This is a genomic window from Paenibacillus sp. MER 180, from assembly GCF_023713665.1.
Classification (GTDB): Bacteria; Bacillota; Bacilli; order Paenibacillales; family Paenibacillaceae; genus Paenibacillus_B; species Paenibacillus_B suaedae.
Genome location: NZ_JAMAVT010000016.1, coordinates 1 through 16999 on the forward strand (window position 1 = coordinate 1; position 16999 = coordinate 16999).

Annotated in this window: 15 protein-coding genes; 1 reads left to right on the forward strand and 14 read right to left on the reverse strand. The window is 46.9% G+C overall.

Translation table 11 applies throughout. From position 1 onward, the window contains the following. Positions 1-100: 100 nt before the first annotated feature. The 13 genes from M3661_RS22470 to M3661_RS22535 form a co-directional block, all read right to left on the reverse strand. Positions 101-376, reverse strand: coding sequence for a hypothetical protein (locus M3661_RS22470; RefSeq protein ID WP_251488760.1), 276 nt, complete (start codon positions 374-376; stop codon positions 101-103). Positions 377-682: 306 nt separating this feature from the next. Next, a complete protein-coding gene (locus M3661_RS22475) occupies positions 683-1081 on the reverse strand; it encodes a hypothetical protein (protein WP_021254723.1) in 399 nt (132 codons plus the stop codon). Positions 1082-1096: 15 nt separating this feature from the next. Continuing rightward, complete coding sequence (locus tag M3661_RS22480) at positions 1097-1549, reverse strand: hypothetical protein (protein ID WP_065294472.1); 453 nt, start codon at positions 1547-1549, stop codon at positions 1097-1099. Between the two features lie 33 nt (positions 1550-1582). Then, positions 1583-2125, reverse strand: a complete 543-nt coding sequence (locus M3661_RS22485) for a hypothetical protein (protein ID WP_251488763.1) — start codon at positions 2123-2125, stop codon at positions 1583-1585. A 183-nt stretch (positions 2126-2308) separates the two neighbouring features. Then, a complete protein-coding gene (locus M3661_RS22490; protein ID WP_065294421.1) occupies positions 2309-3022 on the reverse strand; it encodes a pentapeptide repeat-containing protein in 714 nt (237 codons plus the stop codon). Between the two features lie 24 nt (positions 3023-3046). Beyond that, positions 3047-3829: a hypothetical protein gene (locus M3661_RS22495; protein ID WP_065294420.1), complete on the reverse strand. Its 783-nt coding sequence runs from the start codon at positions 3827-3829 to the stop codon at positions 3047-3049. A gap of 45 nt (positions 3830-3874) precedes the next feature. Continuing rightward, positions 3875-7102 carry a contractile injection system protein, VgrG/Pvc8 family gene (locus M3661_RS30845; RefSeq protein WP_397376543.1) on the reverse strand — a complete coding sequence of 1076 codons (3228 nt, stop codon included), beginning with the start codon at positions 7100-7102 and terminating at the stop codon, positions 3875-3877. A gap of 75 nt (positions 7103-7177) precedes the next feature. After that, the gene (locus M3661_RS22510; protein ID WP_251488766.1) at positions 7178-7603 is read right to left on the reverse strand and encodes a DUF4280 domain-containing protein; all 426 of its coding nucleotides are present in this window, start codon (positions 7601-7603) and stop codon (positions 7178-7180) included. Positions 7604-7620: 17 nt separating this feature from the next. After that, positions 7621-8163 carry a serine protease gene (locus M3661_RS22515; RefSeq protein ID WP_251488769.1) on the reverse strand — a complete coding sequence of 181 codons (543 nt, stop codon included), beginning with the start codon at positions 8161-8163 and terminating at the stop codon, positions 7621-7623. After that, positions 8160-9347 carry a pentapeptide repeat-containing protein gene (locus tag M3661_RS22520; RefSeq protein WP_065294229.1) on the reverse strand — a complete coding sequence of 396 codons (1188 nt, stop codon included), beginning with the start codon at positions 9345-9347 and terminating at the stop codon, positions 8160-8162. Before M3661_RS22520 ends, M3661_RS22515 begins: the two co-directional genes overlap by 4 nt. Before the next feature lie 22 nt (positions 9348-9369). Beyond that, positions 9370-10785, reverse strand: a complete 1416-nt coding sequence (locus M3661_RS22525) for a phage baseplate assembly protein V (protein WP_251488772.1) — start codon at positions 10783-10785, stop codon at positions 9370-9372. 1 nt (position 10786) lies between these two features. Next, positions 10787-11455 carry a hypothetical protein gene (locus M3661_RS22530; protein ID WP_251488776.1) on the reverse strand — a complete coding sequence of 223 codons (669 nt, stop codon included), beginning with the start codon at positions 11453-11455 and terminating at the stop codon, positions 10787-10789. A gap of 475 nt (positions 11456-11930) precedes the next feature. After that, positions 11931-13559: an ABC-F family ATP-binding cassette domain-containing protein gene (locus M3661_RS22535; protein ID WP_251488778.1), complete on the reverse strand. Its 1629-nt coding sequence runs from the start codon at positions 13557-13559 to the stop codon at positions 11931-11933. A 750-nt stretch (positions 13560-14309) separates the two neighbouring features. On the opposite strand from M3661_RS22535, the gene rsgA reads away from it, so the two are divergent. Beyond that, on the forward strand, positions 14310-15551 hold the full coding sequence (rsgA, locus tag M3661_RS22540; protein ID WP_251488781.1) for a ribosome small subunit-dependent GTPase A: 1242 nt from the start codon (positions 14310-14312) through the stop codon (positions 15549-15551). Between the two features lie 258 nt (positions 15552-15809). Here rsgA and M3661_RS22545 read toward each other — a convergent pair whose 3' ends face one another. Further along, positions 15810-16895, reverse strand: a complete 1086-nt coding sequence (locus M3661_RS22545; protein WP_251488784.1) for an MBL fold metallo-hydrolase — start codon at positions 16893-16895, stop codon at positions 15810-15812. Positions 16896-16999: the final 104 nt, after the last annotated feature.

The following is a 16999-nucleotide window of genomic DNA, read 5'->3' on the forward strand; positions in this document are numbered from 1 at the left end:
TCTCCTTTGTTAAGTTCTCAGCAAACCTAACGATAGGAGGATTTTAAGGGGCTGACAAGTGCCTTTTTGCATTCAGCTTGAGCATTTTTACGCTGCAATTTTAGGCACTTTTAGTATGCAATAAACAGGCAGCTCTAGCGCCAATAGCACCAGCTAATGCGTCAACCCCTTCACTCGTATGCTCCACGACAAAGAAGTAGTTCTGAGTCGCTAGATCTGTGTCATCTTTGAATCTTTCATATATGAGCTTTGCAATATCATTTTTCTGCTGTGGTGTGAAATGCTGATCTTCCCATGCATTATATTGTTTTATATCAATTATTTGATGGTCGAATAAGACGGGATCAATATCTTGAACTCGAAAATGATTAGGCAAATCCCATCTATCGATGGAACTATAGAAATCCAGTACCTTCGATAAATTTCTATCTTACGTGATCTTGCTCACTATACATCATCCTTCTACTAATGTTTCTTGACATGGAAAAAGCTTACTTCCACTAATATTGATAGAGTAAGCTTTTTAAAGTGTATCAAGTTGTCAAGTTATTTAGTGTCTAGTATATTGAGCGGATTGTACGATACTGTTATTGACTTTCAAGTGATTTTTAATATAATTTGTCACATACTTCAAAAGGCCTAAAGCCAATCAAAAATCAAATACATGACAATTCGCTTTATATTACATATAAAACTCTTCTACCGAAATCACTTCAATTGAATTACAATGAAAATCAATAAATTGAAATCCATCATTTTCACCATACCCACTATCATCATGTACATGGTAGCGCTGGTTACTTACCAAACCCTGTTCCTTCATATCATGAACTATTAAGTCACCTGACAGAGGGAAAGTTGTTGCTTTTCGTATCGTTAAATCTTCAACATCATGATATCTAATCATTATTTTGAATGGCTCCTTTGTCTTTAATAGGGTAACATGAAAAATAAGATCCAGTGTCCCGATATAATTACCCTCAAAATCATCTTCAACATTGTATTCTATTTTTACAATTCGCTCATATACCCACGAATCGTTAAGTGTATTAGTTATCATCTCAATATTTTTGATATACACTGATTTTATCGCTCCTTAATCAATAAAAATTATTTCATTTGTCTTACGATCCACTTGACTTTTCCTCATTCTCCCCGTCGAAGAATCTCGCATATACACAATTTTTTCTTTGATGTTTTTCCCTGCATCTTGATAAATGTACTCATGCAAGTGCGGTGGATTGGGATGATGTTTTGCATTACCATGATCACTATAATCCACCCTATACTTTTGCTTTCCTGCATGATCATAAATGACTCTAGACTTTTCTACTTGTCCACTCGAACCTAAACGACTAAAATCAATTCTATCTCCTGGGGTTCCTTGCATTGGAGCATAGTTATTTTTATAGTACTCGTCAGGTAAAAAGGGCTCCGTAGCAAAGTCATCAGCTTTTCGAGTCCCCTCATCACTTGCCTTCTTGCTTCTGCCCGACGCGGATCCCGACGCTGAATTCTCCGGTTCGGTGCCCGAATAGTATTTCCGCACCTCAATCTGATTCTTCGTCGGTTCTAGAGGCTTCTACGTAGACGATTTATAGCTCACATTTGGTCCATCGTACGCCAGCTTATTCTTAGGCAATTGTCCAACAGACTTTTGTAAAGCTTCAAATCTATCATTGATAAACGTCTTCGCTTGACCCCAGTTTACCTTAATTCCCTTAATATTGCTTCCTTTCGATATTCCTTGCGGCTTGATTGGCGGTTGTGGATTACGACTACGGGCAGCTCTAGCGCCAATAGCACCAGCTAGTGCATCAACCCCTTCACTGGTACGCTCCACGACAAAGAAGTAGTTCTGAGTCGCTATATCTGTGTCATCCTTGAATCTTTCATATATGAGCTTCGCGATTTCATTTTTTTGCTCTGGCGTTAAATGCTGATCTTCCCATGCATTATATTGTTTTATATCAATTATTTGATGGTCAAATAAGACGGGATCAATATCTTGAACTCGAAAACGATTAGGCAAATCCCATCTATCGATGGAACTGTAGAAATCCAGCGCCTTCGATAAATTGCTATTCGCTTCCCGGACATCTTGCGGGATCTTGCTCGCCGCCATCTCCATCCCTTTGTTGAGAGTCAGCCTCTCGTATCGGTGAATACTTTGCCAAGAAATATCCTATCTTCTCTACGGGTTTGGTAACATTTACACAAAAAAAGCCCATTCCATCTGCTGGAATAAGCCTTATAAGTATCTTATCTAGTGCGTTCATCTTTTTCACATCAAACTTCAAGCAGATCACTAGATCATCTTTAATACCTGTTCCTTAACACTTTTGTCAAATTTAGCCCCGTCCACATTGACTCCCTTCCAAACTACATTGTCAAGTTTGGCGCCAGTAAAATCAACACCTGTAAAAATTCCATTACAAAGGATAGCTCCTGTTAAGTCTACACTTGCAAAGTTAGCATTTCTAGCATCTACTTTAGATAAATTAGCATTTCTAAAATCTGTCCCTTCAAAATTACCATCTGTGATATTAGCACTACTTAAATTAGCATTAGAGCAACTTGCTTGTTTAGCATTGATCCCAGATAAATTTGCATTACGAAAGGTAGCATTAATTAAAGTTGATCCAATCAGTTCTCCGTGGGTAAAATCAACTTCGTCAAAACAAGTTTCTAAGCACATACTTATATTCATTTTTGCATATTTCATATTTGCTTTTTGGAAGTTTGCGCTACTAAGTACACAGTCTGCAATGTCTATCCCCTCTAAATTGCAGCTTCTAAAGTCAGCTGATTCAAAATCACAATCTAGAAACGACGCTCCAAGTAACGAAGACGCTCTTAACATGACTCGTTTTGCAATGATACCATCTGCCATAACCTTTGACAGGTCTAAAAAAGTGAGATCCATATCACTCATATCCAATCCATCGATAACCTCATCATTGTATTTAGAACTATTTAATATTTCTATAACTCTTGTTCTTTTATTACTATTCTCATCCATTATTTATATCACCACCTAGCATACTTATTCATCTTTTAAAAAGTCCATCCAAGCGGCATTAGGGCAGAACGATACACCCATCCGATCCTCATCAAAACTTGGTATAGCCATCACTTGAGCTGATTCCAAATATTTCATTACATTCACCCAACTGTCAAGTAACGTGTCATTATCAGTTTCTAATGGTCTATTCATAATATCGATACAAATACCACCCCAGTTAAGTTCTGATACAACTCCTGGACTATTTAACAGAAATTCTTCGCCAAACATCTCCAAAACATGACCGCTAAAGTATGTTCTCGCCCCTATCCCCAAAGGGCCATTTGGAAGATATCTAACCGGCACAGGATAAGAACATATATCCATCCACATATGCAGACGTTCACGCTCAGTATTCCAAGGATATGATGACGGCCAAAAAATATGTGCTACTCCATAACATGGTTTTACAATTTCTGCAATCCGATCAGATAACTCAAAAAAAGCTGACCACATTTTTGGGGGCATAGATTTATGAAAATCAAACTTCAAAAATGAACGTGGGCTCCAGTTGACTTCAAAGCTCCCCGTGTATTTTACAGTTTTATCACGGTGAAGATAAATTTCAGATATCCTACGCTCTGAAGTTACTTTTTCAAGAATTTCATTACGATTATACTCGACCCTTACCATTTCACTGTTTCCCCAATGGGAAGGAGCAAATTTTTCGTTTGACTCAAACACATCCAAAATATGACCTAGTATCTCTTCTTTGTTTAAAGATATCGTAGGATACATTGTAATTGAAAACAAATCAGGCTTCATTGCATATCCTCCTTACTGCTACAAAATAAAATTATATAATAATGTTCATAGCTTTTTCCATCTACCTCCACCAGGTAAACGTGGATTAGGTTCCCATTTGTGAGTCACTTTTCCGCTCTTCGGATCGGTATAGTAAACATCACTCTTGTCTCCTAAAGGTCCGCTCGGTCTTGGCTTAGGAGGAATAGCATTTAAATCAGGTTGGTCACTTGATATTGTTACAAAATGTCGACCGTTTTTGTCTTGAAGCATTTCTCTTTCGGCTCTAATTTGACTGTCGTTATGCACAATTTGGTCTTCACCTGCTTTGTGTTTGTGGTCATGAACTAAATCAATTTCACCCTTATTATTACGACTTATACTGTCTGGGCGTGTAACATGACCTTCACTAGATGTATACGTAACGACCTCGTCGGCGTTATTGTCTTCTAATTTACGATCAAGATGTTCTTCCAAAGCCTTCCTACCTTTTATTTCCTCTTCTCTTCCACGTTCCCTATTCTTTCTTAGACGCTCATTGATAGTATCCCAATCTTTACGATCTAAAGGTTTTTCACCTCTATTTTTCTTTTCCTCACAGTGTCGTTCATATCTTGCATCATCCGCTGCCTTCTGATCTCCACGTGCTTTAGCTTCATCTATTTTTTGTCTATAATGCTTCTCCTGCTCTGGAGTCAATCCGTTTTTGTTTAATTTTACATTACCATTATTCCCCGTACCCTTACCGCTTGAATTCTTATTATTTCCCGACGTAGATCCCGATTCTGAATTCTCCGGCTTACTCCCCGGATAATACTTCCGAACCTCAATCTGATTCTTCGTCGGCTCAAGAGGTTTCTGCGTAGACGGTTTATAGTTCACATTTGGTCCATCGTACGCCAGCTTATTCTTAGGCAATTGTCCAACAGACTTTTGTAAAGCTTCAAATCTATCATTGATAAACGTCTTCGCTTGACCCCAGTTTACCTTAATTCCCTTAATATTGCTTCCTTTCGATATTCCTTGCGGCTTGATTGGCGGTTGTGGATTACGACTACGGGCAGCTCTAGCGCCAATAGCACCAGCTAGTGCATCAACCCCTTCACTGGTACGCTCCACGACAAAGAAGTAGTTCTGAGTCGCTATATCTGTGTCATCCTTGAATCTTTCATATATGAGCTTTGCAATATCATTTTTCTGCTGTGGTGTTAAATGCTGATCTTCCCATGCATTATATTGTTTTATATCAATTATTTGATGGTCAAATAAGACGGGATCAATATCTTGAACTCGAAAACGATTAGGCAAATCCCATCTATCGATGGAACTGTAGAAATCCAGCGCCTTCGATAAATTACGATTTGCTACTCGGACATCTTGCGGGATCTTGCTCGCCGCCATCTCCATCCCTTTGTTGAGAGTCAGCAAGAATCGTACTAATGATTCTTTGGTCTCCGGGTTTCTCCAGCCTCTCGCATCGGTGAAAACTTTGCCAAGCAGTATCGCAAACTCCCTTTGCATTTCCAGCTGAATCATTTCTTCTTCACTGAGCGGGCCTGTTGCCGTCCCCCCGCCTCCGCCTGAAGGCAACCCGATTCGGAATCCGCTGGAAGAGGACATCATGCCGAGAACACTTAGTGCCGAGCCTACTAGCGAGCCAACCACTCCCGCTACCGGAATCATGCCCAGCAGACTGAGCGCCGCACCTGCCAGCAACCCGATTTGAGCCCCGGTAACGCCTTGCGATTCAGCTGACGCCGTATTCGCAACCTGTCCAGCCTCATAGGCTTCCACCATCATCAGCGGCGGCTCCGGCACTGGTGTAAGCGGGGTCACATGCACCGGCGACCTCGCAGTGCCTTCCTGATGCAGAAGATCTGAGCGAATATCCGACTCGCCGTCCAAAATAAGACTGCTCTCGCCTCCGCGCAAATAGAGCGAATGCCCTGCTTTCATGCTTACTTGCTGGCCTGCCTTGACCATAATGTCCCGGCCGCTTATTGCAAGACTATTCGTGCTATGAATATGTACGCCGTTGCCTTCATTCAAACGGATATTCAAGCCGCCGTCCGCTTCCAGCTTCAGTTCTACATTTCCCATGCTGATCCGCTTGCCGCGCTTGCTGCTCCAAACTTTCTCATCGGGTTTATCAACGTCAGCATGCTGACGCAGTGAGCCCCGTACTACGGCTTCTGCCTCATGTGCCGAAGGCAAATATAACTGCGCTCGATCTCCCGGCTCCGGCATCCAATACAGGCCGCTGTCTCCCTCGGCTGCATAGCTTGTTGCATATGGGAACCAGCAGCCGTCCGAAACAGCATCTTCGCCATCCACATCCAAGCGAAGCCTTACCCGATCCCGCTGCACGTCGATCACAATTCCGCTGAGCACGGCGCCTGTCGCCTGCCAATTCTCTGTGTGCGGATAGATGACATCTTCCTCGGCACAGAGTTGATAAGTGTGCAATAGAAGCCCGCTCTTCATTTCGCTTACGATTTCGGTTACGACCGTCTTCAGGCCGCTTGGCAGGCTGACACGATCACCCAGAACGAAGCATCTTCCACTCTCTAGCGAATACACGGTTGCGGACGACGAACCGGATCCATTCCCGAATGGAATCTTCTGCGCTCCACGCTCCAGCGAAGAATGAAAGCTCTTCCGAACCCGGTACGGCTCTTGTTCATCCAGTCTCCAATGCTTTCCTGCTGGCAAGCCGAAGAACAGCTTCGGAGATTCTGCGGTGATTTCCGGCACTAACACCGTGCCAAGCCGTGAGGCCATGCGCTTCAAGAACGACCAGTCCGTCTCCTCATATTGTAGGGTAAAAGATTCCAGCGTGCTACCCTCGCTTGCAGTATCGATTGAATCCGAACGCGCATAGTCTTTCAGTACTCGTTCCAGTACGTCCTCATAAGTCGTATTCTCCGGCTGGAATGAACGGGTTTTGGGCCGAATATCCAGCTCGTAGCTCCAGGAAATCGCTTCTAAAGTCAAGAAATATACACTGCGCTCCGCATGTATGGATCGAGTCATCACCTGACCACAGAACAACGTTCGGACTACGGAACCGTCATCTCCCAGCTGTTCTACCTTTACGGACTTGCCATAATCATACGCCTCGATATCCTGATCGCCACGCTCCTCCGCCAGCAGGGCGCGCATATCCAGCCAGGCATGTTCATTCACTCGCTTCTCGATTCGCAGCTCAAGGATTCGCTGTATATCATGCGCCCATACCACACGGATATGACCGTAGCCAGCCACATGTTCAACGCTTTGCATGCTTTTCTCCAACTTCTCCCCTCCTTGCATGATTTGATTACTGGATACGGCAATGCATTGGTCTATCGTCTATGAGCGTATTCTCCATCAATCCAGTTCCTGTCCGTCATCCTCGATGCGAATGACACCGCCATAAAGGCATTGATGCGTACAATCGCTTAGCAAAGCGGGTCTCCCCTCCACAAGCACATCGTTTTTTCCATTCAACCAAGGCATGGTCATAACCGGAACGCACGGAGCTTTCTTCACTCCATAAATGTCGACCAAATTACTGCTCTGAACGGCCGGATTCATCGGACAAGAACAATTGCCAAAAGAAGATATATTCACGCCCGGCACGAAATCCCCAACGTTCATCTGAGCCTTGCCCTTCACGTATGTACCGTGGCATTCCGGCATTGTGATCCGGGTCGGCTGAGTGCCGAAGCTGCAGCTTAGAATAGCGCCCGCTACGACATAGCTGCCTTTGCGCCCTTTTCCCGGCTGAACGCGGATATCCTGTTGCTCCTGCACACGCTTCAACCCCCTTTCTATGAATCGAATTCATGCCCGAGCTTTTGATCCAATTCAATCTCTATAAAATGAACCCCGTACACATCCCGCCGAAGCAAACTCTCGGCAAGCGCCAGATTGGCGATCCATACTCTCTCGCGAATTCCATCTACCTGGAACAGTGGCCGATAGTTGTACTTTCCTTCCAGCACAAGCCGCTTCAAGCCCCCATCCTTGTGGAATTCGCTATCAGGCGAGAGGCAGCATAGGCGAGGCAGCGACGTCATCCAATAGACTTCCTGCCGTTCCCTTTTCATATCAGTCAAAATAATAGGACGCCAACGCAATTCAGGCATGTACAGCTCTATCAACCGCTTAACGCGATCCGATAACAAGGGCATGGGCCGATCCATATAATCGACATATTCGACGGCATTCCGTTCCCGTATCGGGAAGACGAGCGGCTGCTCTTCCACGCCGGCTTCTTCCTCTAGTCGGCGCACGGTTCCATGCGTCATCATATTCGGCTCTGCCCGATTCGCAATCCGTTCATCCGCAGCAAGTCTGAATAACCGATTCATGGCCGTCCCTCCATTTCCTGCGATAGCAGGCGGTGATCCTCATCATCCCAATGCGCATCATTCCAGTTGATCTCCGTTACATCCGCGTCTTGAAAATCAGCTCCCGTCAAATCCGCCTTATCGAAGCGCGCCCCCTTGAGATTTGCTCCGCGGAAGACGGCATTCTTCAGCGTGGCTCCAGTGAACACTGCGCCAGGGAGGTTGGCTCGGGTAAAATCAGCACCGGTCAAGTTGGCCTTAGCGAATTGAACTCCTTCAAAAATAGGTGGAAATCCGTCGAATGGCAGCACGCCCCGCTTGCCCTGGACGCCCCGGAACACCGCCAACGGCATGGAGCACCCGCTATAGTTCGCACCGTTAATAAGACTATAGGCAAAGTTGGCGCCATCCAACCGGCATTCCTGCCACAGCGTGCCGATCAGAACGCCATCAAGAAAACGGCTGTTCGACAAGCAGCAGTCTCGAAATGCGCTGTACCGAAGATCAATCCCCGCCCAATCTCCCTCCGACAAATCCATAGCGTGAAAAGCTTCATATGCGTAATCCTCTTCATTTCCCTCCCGCAGCCATGACCGCACTTCCTCTGCAGCGCGCTTGCGCAAGTCCAGCCGGAACACGCACTCGCTATGATCCAAATATTCTCCTACCCGAACCTCGAATACTTCTGCCTTCTCCACAGCTTGGAACTCCGGCGATTGGGAAGCTTCCAGCATAGCCAGCCGAATCAGGCTGACCACGACGCGGTGTATGTGAACGGCCTCGCGCAGACGAATGCGCTCCAGATGTGCGGAATGAACGGCCCCCTTATATTCGCGGCTGGCCAGCTTCAATCTGTCTGCCAGCAAATCCAAGTAGCGATAAGCCCACAAGCCGTCATAGTAGCCTTCAACCGGTTCGGCGTCGAACAGCCACGAGCTGTCGGACGCTTGTACGAGATAGCGAGCTCGTCCCTGCGCAATGTCCGTTCTCAGCATAGAGTAGGTGATGAATCCAAGGCTTCCTTTTTTCCCGGAGAGCTGCTGTTCACGAATGACCTTGCACCATTGCCGGAAGCCGTCGACAAATTCTTGCACCCATTCTTTCTTGGCTTCATCCCATTCTTGTCCGATTGCAGCGAGCATCTCGCTCCTCTCGCGAGGTACTGCTTCCTGAATGAAATGGGCTAACGCTGCTTCGCTGTTCATGACAACCTCCTCTTCCGCATGCTTAGTTCGACTTCACTTTGCTGCCCGTTAAGCGCGCCTGACGTCCCAAATGAAGCTGGCTGCCCTTGCAGCTCATATTCATTTCACTGCCTGCAGACAACACCATCTTGCGTCCGGCATTCATGGAGATATCCCCATCCGCAGTGATGCTGACTCCTTTGCTGCTGGCAATGTGAATGCCCTCATCATCGTTCAGTTGAATATAAATGGCGCCATCCTTCCCGGTAATGACGATTTCATCCGGAGCAAGCTTGATTTCTTTGCCGGATGGCGTACGGAATATTTTCACATCGGGATTGCTTAGCTTATTGCGTCCGCTCGGTTCGGTATTATGGCGTACCGCACCGCCAGCGATGCCCTCCTCTTCCTTCTTTCCAGGGAAATAAACGGCTACTGGATCGCCTATCTCCGGCATGACGTACCATCCGGTGCTGTCTTCCGCCGAATAAGCGGTCGAATATCGGAACCAGCGCGCTTCGTCCTTCTTTTGCTCATGATCACATTCAAAGTGGACTTTTACTTTGTCCCCTGCCACATCAATCACTTTTCCGCGAATGGATGCGCCGATCAAGCGCTCATGGCTATACTCCTTCTGCCGCAATCCTTTGTAAGAGCAGAGCACATACCGATGCTTCAGCATGCCGCCTTGCATCGTCGTCTGCGCTTCGCGCACAAAGAGACTTTTGCCTTGAAATTGAATATGACTGCCTAAGTCGAATACTTCATCCGTTTCGATGTCATAGGTAATAAAGTCGTTTTCACCGACAGGTGCGGCTTCATTTTCTACGAAATATCTGAACGGCGCCATTCGCTTGCTAACGGTATAATTCATTTGCTCCAACCGAATCACTCTTGAACCATCAGGAATACCGAAATAGAACTTGGGTTCATGGAATTGAGCTGCCGGAACTAGACTGGTATGGTATCGAGAGGCCATTCTCCGTAAAAACGCCCAATCCGTCTCCTCATACTGCAAAGCCATTCGCTGCAGCTTAGCCCCGGCAGTTGCTTCATCCATCACGTCAAGTCCCGGGTATTCCTTGCCTATATGTTCAAGAAGCTGAGGAATCGTCATCTTTACATTCTGGAAAGACCTCGTCTTCGTCTTCACATCCATGACGTAGGTATGGGATATCGCCTCCACTTCCAAATAGTGAACGCCCTGCACGACTTGGATTTCGATAGAAAGTGCGATTCCACGGAACAGGGGCTTGCTCCCACCGTCCGCATCCATTTGATTCAATTCAATAGAGGTGTCCGCATCGGTCATATCCACATAAAGCTTGCTCTTTTCCTCAGATACAATCCCCGTGAAGCGCAGCCGTGCATGCTCGTTGAGCTGCTTCGTCAGGGTCAGTTCCTTTAGGTGGACTAATTGGTATGGATGAATGTTCAAATTCTCATAAGTGAGGCTCACTTTACTTCTCCCCTTTCTCACTGCCGAGGGTTTGTAACGTCCGCATCATCGCATGGGCCACTGGCTTCCAGTTCCGCATGTCCATTGCACTACATGAGAAAGAAACGAGCAGCGCGCTTCCTTCCAGCTCCTTGAACATCATGTAATAGTACAGCGTCCCGTCTAATACGGAAGCGGTGAATTCACAGTACCCTGCGTGCTCCCCTTCATCAGAATCCATCATGCCTTCATCGATCCAGGAACGGATAGGCTGTACCGAGCGAATCATGCGAGCCATCGTCTCCGTATAAACAGCAAGCCCCTCTTCTTCAAGCGGATCTTCTGTGAGGTTGATCGTTAAGTTCACGGTACCTTCATTGTTCGTATAAATTAGGGATGGACGATATACCGAAGGATATTTGAACGCAGTCTCCTGCTGAGTCATGAGACGCCAAGTTTTCGGCATCCTTACGTGAAGCCTTCCTTCCAGTAATATCCGATCCGTTAGCGGAATCACTTGTCCGTTGACGCTTATTAGAGGATGATTGAGATCGATAGACTCTCGCTTAACGTTCCCACCTCTTCCGTCTCCTTCTCCCCCATCCTCTTCCCTCATCTCGCCGTGACGTTCCTGTTGTTCTTCCTCCAGCTCCGTCATCATCGCCAAAATTTTTTCATCCAAATGCTGCACGAGGCCTACCTCCTATCCCTTTACTCCAAGTTCTTTCTGAAGTCCCAGGCTTAGCATCAGAATAAGCGGAACAACCCACCTTATTTAGATATATTTTCCTAATATATTATAACGGCAAGAATACTATCTGATTTGATAGAAATGGAAAAAATAGATGTCAATATTTCTAAAGATGCAAATCATCAGGGGATGTCTGATCTATTGCACAGGTACAACAATACTTTTTGGGGGGAGGAAACGGAGATAAAGCGAGGAAAACGAGTGCTGCACATTTTGGCAACTTCAAGCCTGATTTCGTGCACATCCATAGAAAGGATCGGATTCAGGAACGAACCAACGCTCCTTGCTCGATCTTGCTTTCATGAAAGAGGCAATGTACCACTAAAGCGAAAACTAATCAAGGGACAGTTTATAAGCATACAAAAAGAGGTTTGAACAGCCATTTGGCCGCTCAAACCTCTTGTTCTATCAGATGTTATTTGCTTTCTTCTGGATACAGCTTCTTGCGCAGCTCTTTCACTTCTTCATTCTCAAGATATTCATCGTACGTGCATACACGATCGATGATGCCATTCGGCGTAATCTCGATAATGCGGTTCGCAATCGTCTCAATGAACTGATGGTCATGGGACGTGAACAGCATTGTGCCGTCGAAGTCAGTCAAGCCGTTGTTGAGCGCTGTAATGGATTCGAGATCCAAGTGGTTCGTCGGTTCATCAAGCAACAGCACGTTCGCGCCGCTCATCATCATCTTGGAGAGCATGCAGCGAACCTTCTCGCCCCCGGACAATACGCTTGCCTTCTTCAATGCTTCTTCCCCAGAGAAGAGCATGCGGCCCAAGAAGCCGCGAAGGAATGTCTCGTCTTGATCCTTGGAGTATTGGCGCAGCCAGTCAACCAAGGTATCCTCAACCCCATCGAAGTATGCGGAGTTGTCTTTCGGGAAGTAAGCTTGTGTCGTCGTAACGCCCCAGCTGAATGTTCCTGCATCAGGCTCAATCTCACCCATCAAAACTTGCATCAACGTTGTCTTCGCCAATCCGTTTGGACCAACGAGTGCGATCTTGTCGCCTTTGTTCACAACGAGGTGAAGGTTCTCGAATACTTTTTCGCCTTCCACTGTCTTCGTCAAGCCTTCGATCGTCAGCAATTGCTTGCCAGCTTCACGCTCAGGCTTGAAGTTGATGAACGGATATTTACGGTTCGATGGACGAATGTCGTCGAGCGTAATCTTATCGAGCATCTTCTTTCGTGAAGTCGCCTGCTTCGACTTGGACGCATTCGCGCTGAAGCGCTGAATGAAGGCTTGAAGTTCCTTGATCTTCTCTTCCTTCTTCTTGTTCTGATCGCGCATCATCGTCTGCGCCAATTGGCTGGACTGGTACCAGAAATCATAGTTACCTGAGTACAGCTGAATTTTACCGAAGTCGATATCTGCAATGTGCGTACATACCTTGTTCAGGAAGTGACGATCGTGAGATACGACGATAACTGTGCCTTCATAATCCATCAGGAAGCTCTCGAGCCAGTTGATCGATTCGAGATCCAAGTGGTTGGTAGGCTCATCGAGCAGCAAGATGTTCGGTCTGCCGAACAATGCTTGTGCAAGCAATACGCGTACCTTCTGGTTGCCGTCAAGCTCAGACATCAGCTTGTCATGAAGATCTCTAGTGATTCCAAGACCGATAAGCATCTCGCCTGCGCTCGATTCAGCTTCCCAGCCGTCGAGCTCAGCGAATTCGCCTTCCAGCTCGCCTGCGCGCATGCCGTCTTCTTCCGTGAAGTCTGCCTTCGCATAGAGGGCATCCTTCTCTTTCATAATGGAATACAAGCGCTCATGACCCATAATGACTGTATCGAGAACCTTGAATTCTTCATATGCATAATGATCCTGCTTCAAGACCGATAGACGGTCTCCAGGAGTAATGTTTACTTGACCATTTGTCTGTTCAACTTCACCAGACAATATTTTAAGAAATGTCGATTTGCCCGCACCGTTCGCGCCAATCAAGCCGTAGCAGTTCCCTGGTGTAAACTTAATGTTCACGTCCTCGAAAAGCGCTCGTTTCCCGTAGCGGAGCGTAACGCCGGTTGTACTAATCATGGCATTCCCGTCCTTTGCCTATTATTGGTTTCAAACTGTTATTATAGCATAAGGATCAGTATAATGCGACGATTGAACATTTTTACCATGATCTTTGGAGAGTTACACATATCAAATCCGGCATTTTATGTATATAATATTTCCATCTTTATCAAAATGAAGGTGTCCCCTATTCCTTACGAATGACGGAGACGCCTCATTATTAAAGTGGTTTGCAAGGGCTTCGGATAAGAAAAACTCTTATCGAAAAATTCCAAGATGTGCGACCGCGGCCTAAGGTATGTTTTTTTCCATTCCATAAATCCGCTTTGCTTAACACAGCACGCATTCTGGAATGATCAAAATCTCTGTTCAAAAAAGTCGATTTTCAGCACCGAGAAGGTTGCTTGAAATCGAAGAAGGAAGCGCGGAGTGTAGGCGGGACTACATGAGCACTGGACTTCGAGATTGAATGCAAGATTCGAAGCCGAGATGCTCCCTGTACAGCTTCGTGATCAAAATCGACCGTAAGAAGAAAGCGAGGGATGTTATATGATAAACAGCATTGTATATAACGTTCGGGAGGAACATTTCAGCGCCTAGCGCATCGTACAATTTTCATGAAATACCAGTAAGCTATTGACGACGCTAGTGTCGCCTGAAACGTCTGTCTCTCCCGAACTTGACCGTGCCGCAATGTCGTTCATTCGCAGGTAAGACCAAGTTCACTATGAAGCGGCTACACGCCGCATAACAAGGGAGAATTCAGATTTGAATACAAATAATCAACATACAAGTACCCATAATGAAGTTAAGCATGATTCACCTCTTTTATCAGATACTTGCTCCGTGCAAGAGGCTATAACTGAAAGCAACACATTGAACATGGAAGAACAATTGGATCGTACTGTGCAAGATTTGCAGGATCTTGGCTTCGATGAAGCGTGGTCAAGCACTTGGGAGTCTTGGATTCAAGAGCTTCAAGAGTCTACCGCACGCCGATACGCAGGCCAGCTAGTTCCTGCACGCGTAGCGCTGGCACATAAGCATCTGTATCGCGTCGTTAGCGCGGAGGGAGAATGGCTGGCCGAGCTGTCTGGACAGGCACGGGCAGGAATGGCACTGCTCAGTGATTGGCCGACAGTCGGCGATTGGGTGGCCGTGGCACCTAGACAAGCAGAAGGACGAGCTACGATTGTGGGCGTACTGCCTCGCCGCAGCACGTTCGGACGCAAGGTAGCGGGAGGTCGCCGCGACACTCAAATCGTCGCCGCGAACGCAGACATTGCGCTGCTCGTTACGTCGATGTCACGCGACTTCGAGCCGCGTCGCTTAGAGCGATATGCCGCCCTTGCGTGGGATAGCGGCGCCATGCCGGCCGTTGTGCTGACGAAGTCAGATGAGGCGGACGACCCAGAGCTGTTCGAGGCGCAAGCCATGCAGGCCGTCCCTGGCGTTGACGTGTTCCGCGTATCCGCAATGACCGGTGAAGGCATGAACGAATTGCGCGCGCGCATTGCCCCAGGCATGACCATCGTGCTCGTCGGTTCTTCCGGCGTTGGCAAGTCCACGCTTGCGAATGCACTTACGGGTACCGAGCAAATGCTGACACAAGCCGCTCGCTCAGATGATGACCGCGGCCGCCACACAACAACGCATCGCGAGCTTCTCCGTCTGCAGGGCGGGGCATGGCTCATTGATACGCCGGGCATGAGAGAAGTCGGCATGACCGCTATCGATAGTGAAGGCTTGTCGAATACCTTCGAGGATATTGAAAGCCTTGCAGATCAATGCCGATTTAGCGACTGCAAGCATGAGAGAGAGCCTGGTTGTGCTGTACGTGAGGCTATTCATACAGGCGAGCTGGATTCCAGCAGACTTCGCGGCTATCAAAAGCTCCAACGTGAAATTGCATACATGCGCCGTTCGGAGAATGCGCAGCTTGCCCGGCAATACGTACAGAACAACAAAAAGCTGTCGAAGTTGAGCAGCCGACCGAACAAGCGTAAATAATGCGAGCCCATACCAACCGATATCTCTAACACGAACGGGGCTGTCCTAGACGTTGCTATTGAATTCGGGTTCCATTCATTCGTATGAGACATCTTTAAGAAAGCCGCCTCCATCCCCACTTCTTCCGTGGAGTTGGAGGCGGCTTTGCATTGCTTATGAGACTGACCCACTAGTTTCCACCTTTACGGGACAGCCCTTCTATACGTTATTCCGCTTTTACTTTTTCACGTGTATCTTTGTGTATGCCTCGCATGTAGCTTATTGCGATTTCATTCGTGCCTTAGGCGACGCAGCTTGAGCATGCTGAACGGATTGACCAAATGCTTCTGCATAGCTCCACAATTCACCGTGCGCTAATATATGAATTCGCTCGCGCGCAATTCCCCGCTTCACCCGATCCGCTTCCAGCCGATCAAGCGCCTCCCGCGGTGTATCGTCAGCCAGCTTAAACGCTCCATAATGCATCGGGATCATCACTTTTGCCTTCACATCTTCAAATGCCTGCAATGCTTCCTCTGGGGAAACATGCTGCTGCGACATAAACCATTCCGGCTCGTATGCGCCAATCGGCAATAGGGCTACATCAATGTGGAAGCGCTGGCCGATAAGTTCAAACCCACGAAAATATCCGCTATCGCCCGCAAAGTATATCGTCTCACGTACGATCTCCTGACTCGATTGATTCGCTGGAGAGCCGTCGTCTGTTGACGTCCCGGCTGAATCTGAACTTCCGGATGTCTTTTTCTCTTGCGCAACATGCTCAAGAATATAACCGCCCCAATGGGAACGATTCATATCTGTCAACGTCCGACGCGTCCAGTGCTGTGCTGGTACAAACGTAATTTTTACTCGATCCGCCACGGTTATATGCTCCCACCAGGCCAGTTCATGTATAATGGAAAATCCTTTGCGTCTCAGCTTACTAAGCAGCCCGTCAGGTACAATCAGCATCGTGTTCGGCCCAACCAATCGCCGTAATGACCGTATATGCAGATGATCGTAATGCGAATGCGAGATGAGAACAACATCGACTGGGGGCATTTCCTCAATCGGAATACCCGGCGGAGCAAGCCTAGCTTGTGTCGCCATTCTTGCAGCCCATACCGGATCCGTGACAATGTTCAATCCACCTATTTGCAGCAGGAAGGTCGAATGACCGATCCACGTAATCGTTGTCTCAGTTCGATTAGCGTTCAAGCGAGCAATATCCGGCTTTACATTTGGTACGACATAGGAATAATCCTTTGTCTTTAATCGTTCTTTGCGCTCTGCTTGCCAACGCCGAAATTGATTCCATGCTTTAACCGTTGTCACATCGTCCATATTGACGTAATAGCGCTTCATAAGCACCACCTCTTTGCGAAAAATTCGGATCGAATGACAAGGGCTACCCCTTGCAAAACGGGACGAATGACAAATACTATCTCCTAATCTTTAGCATACCAGAA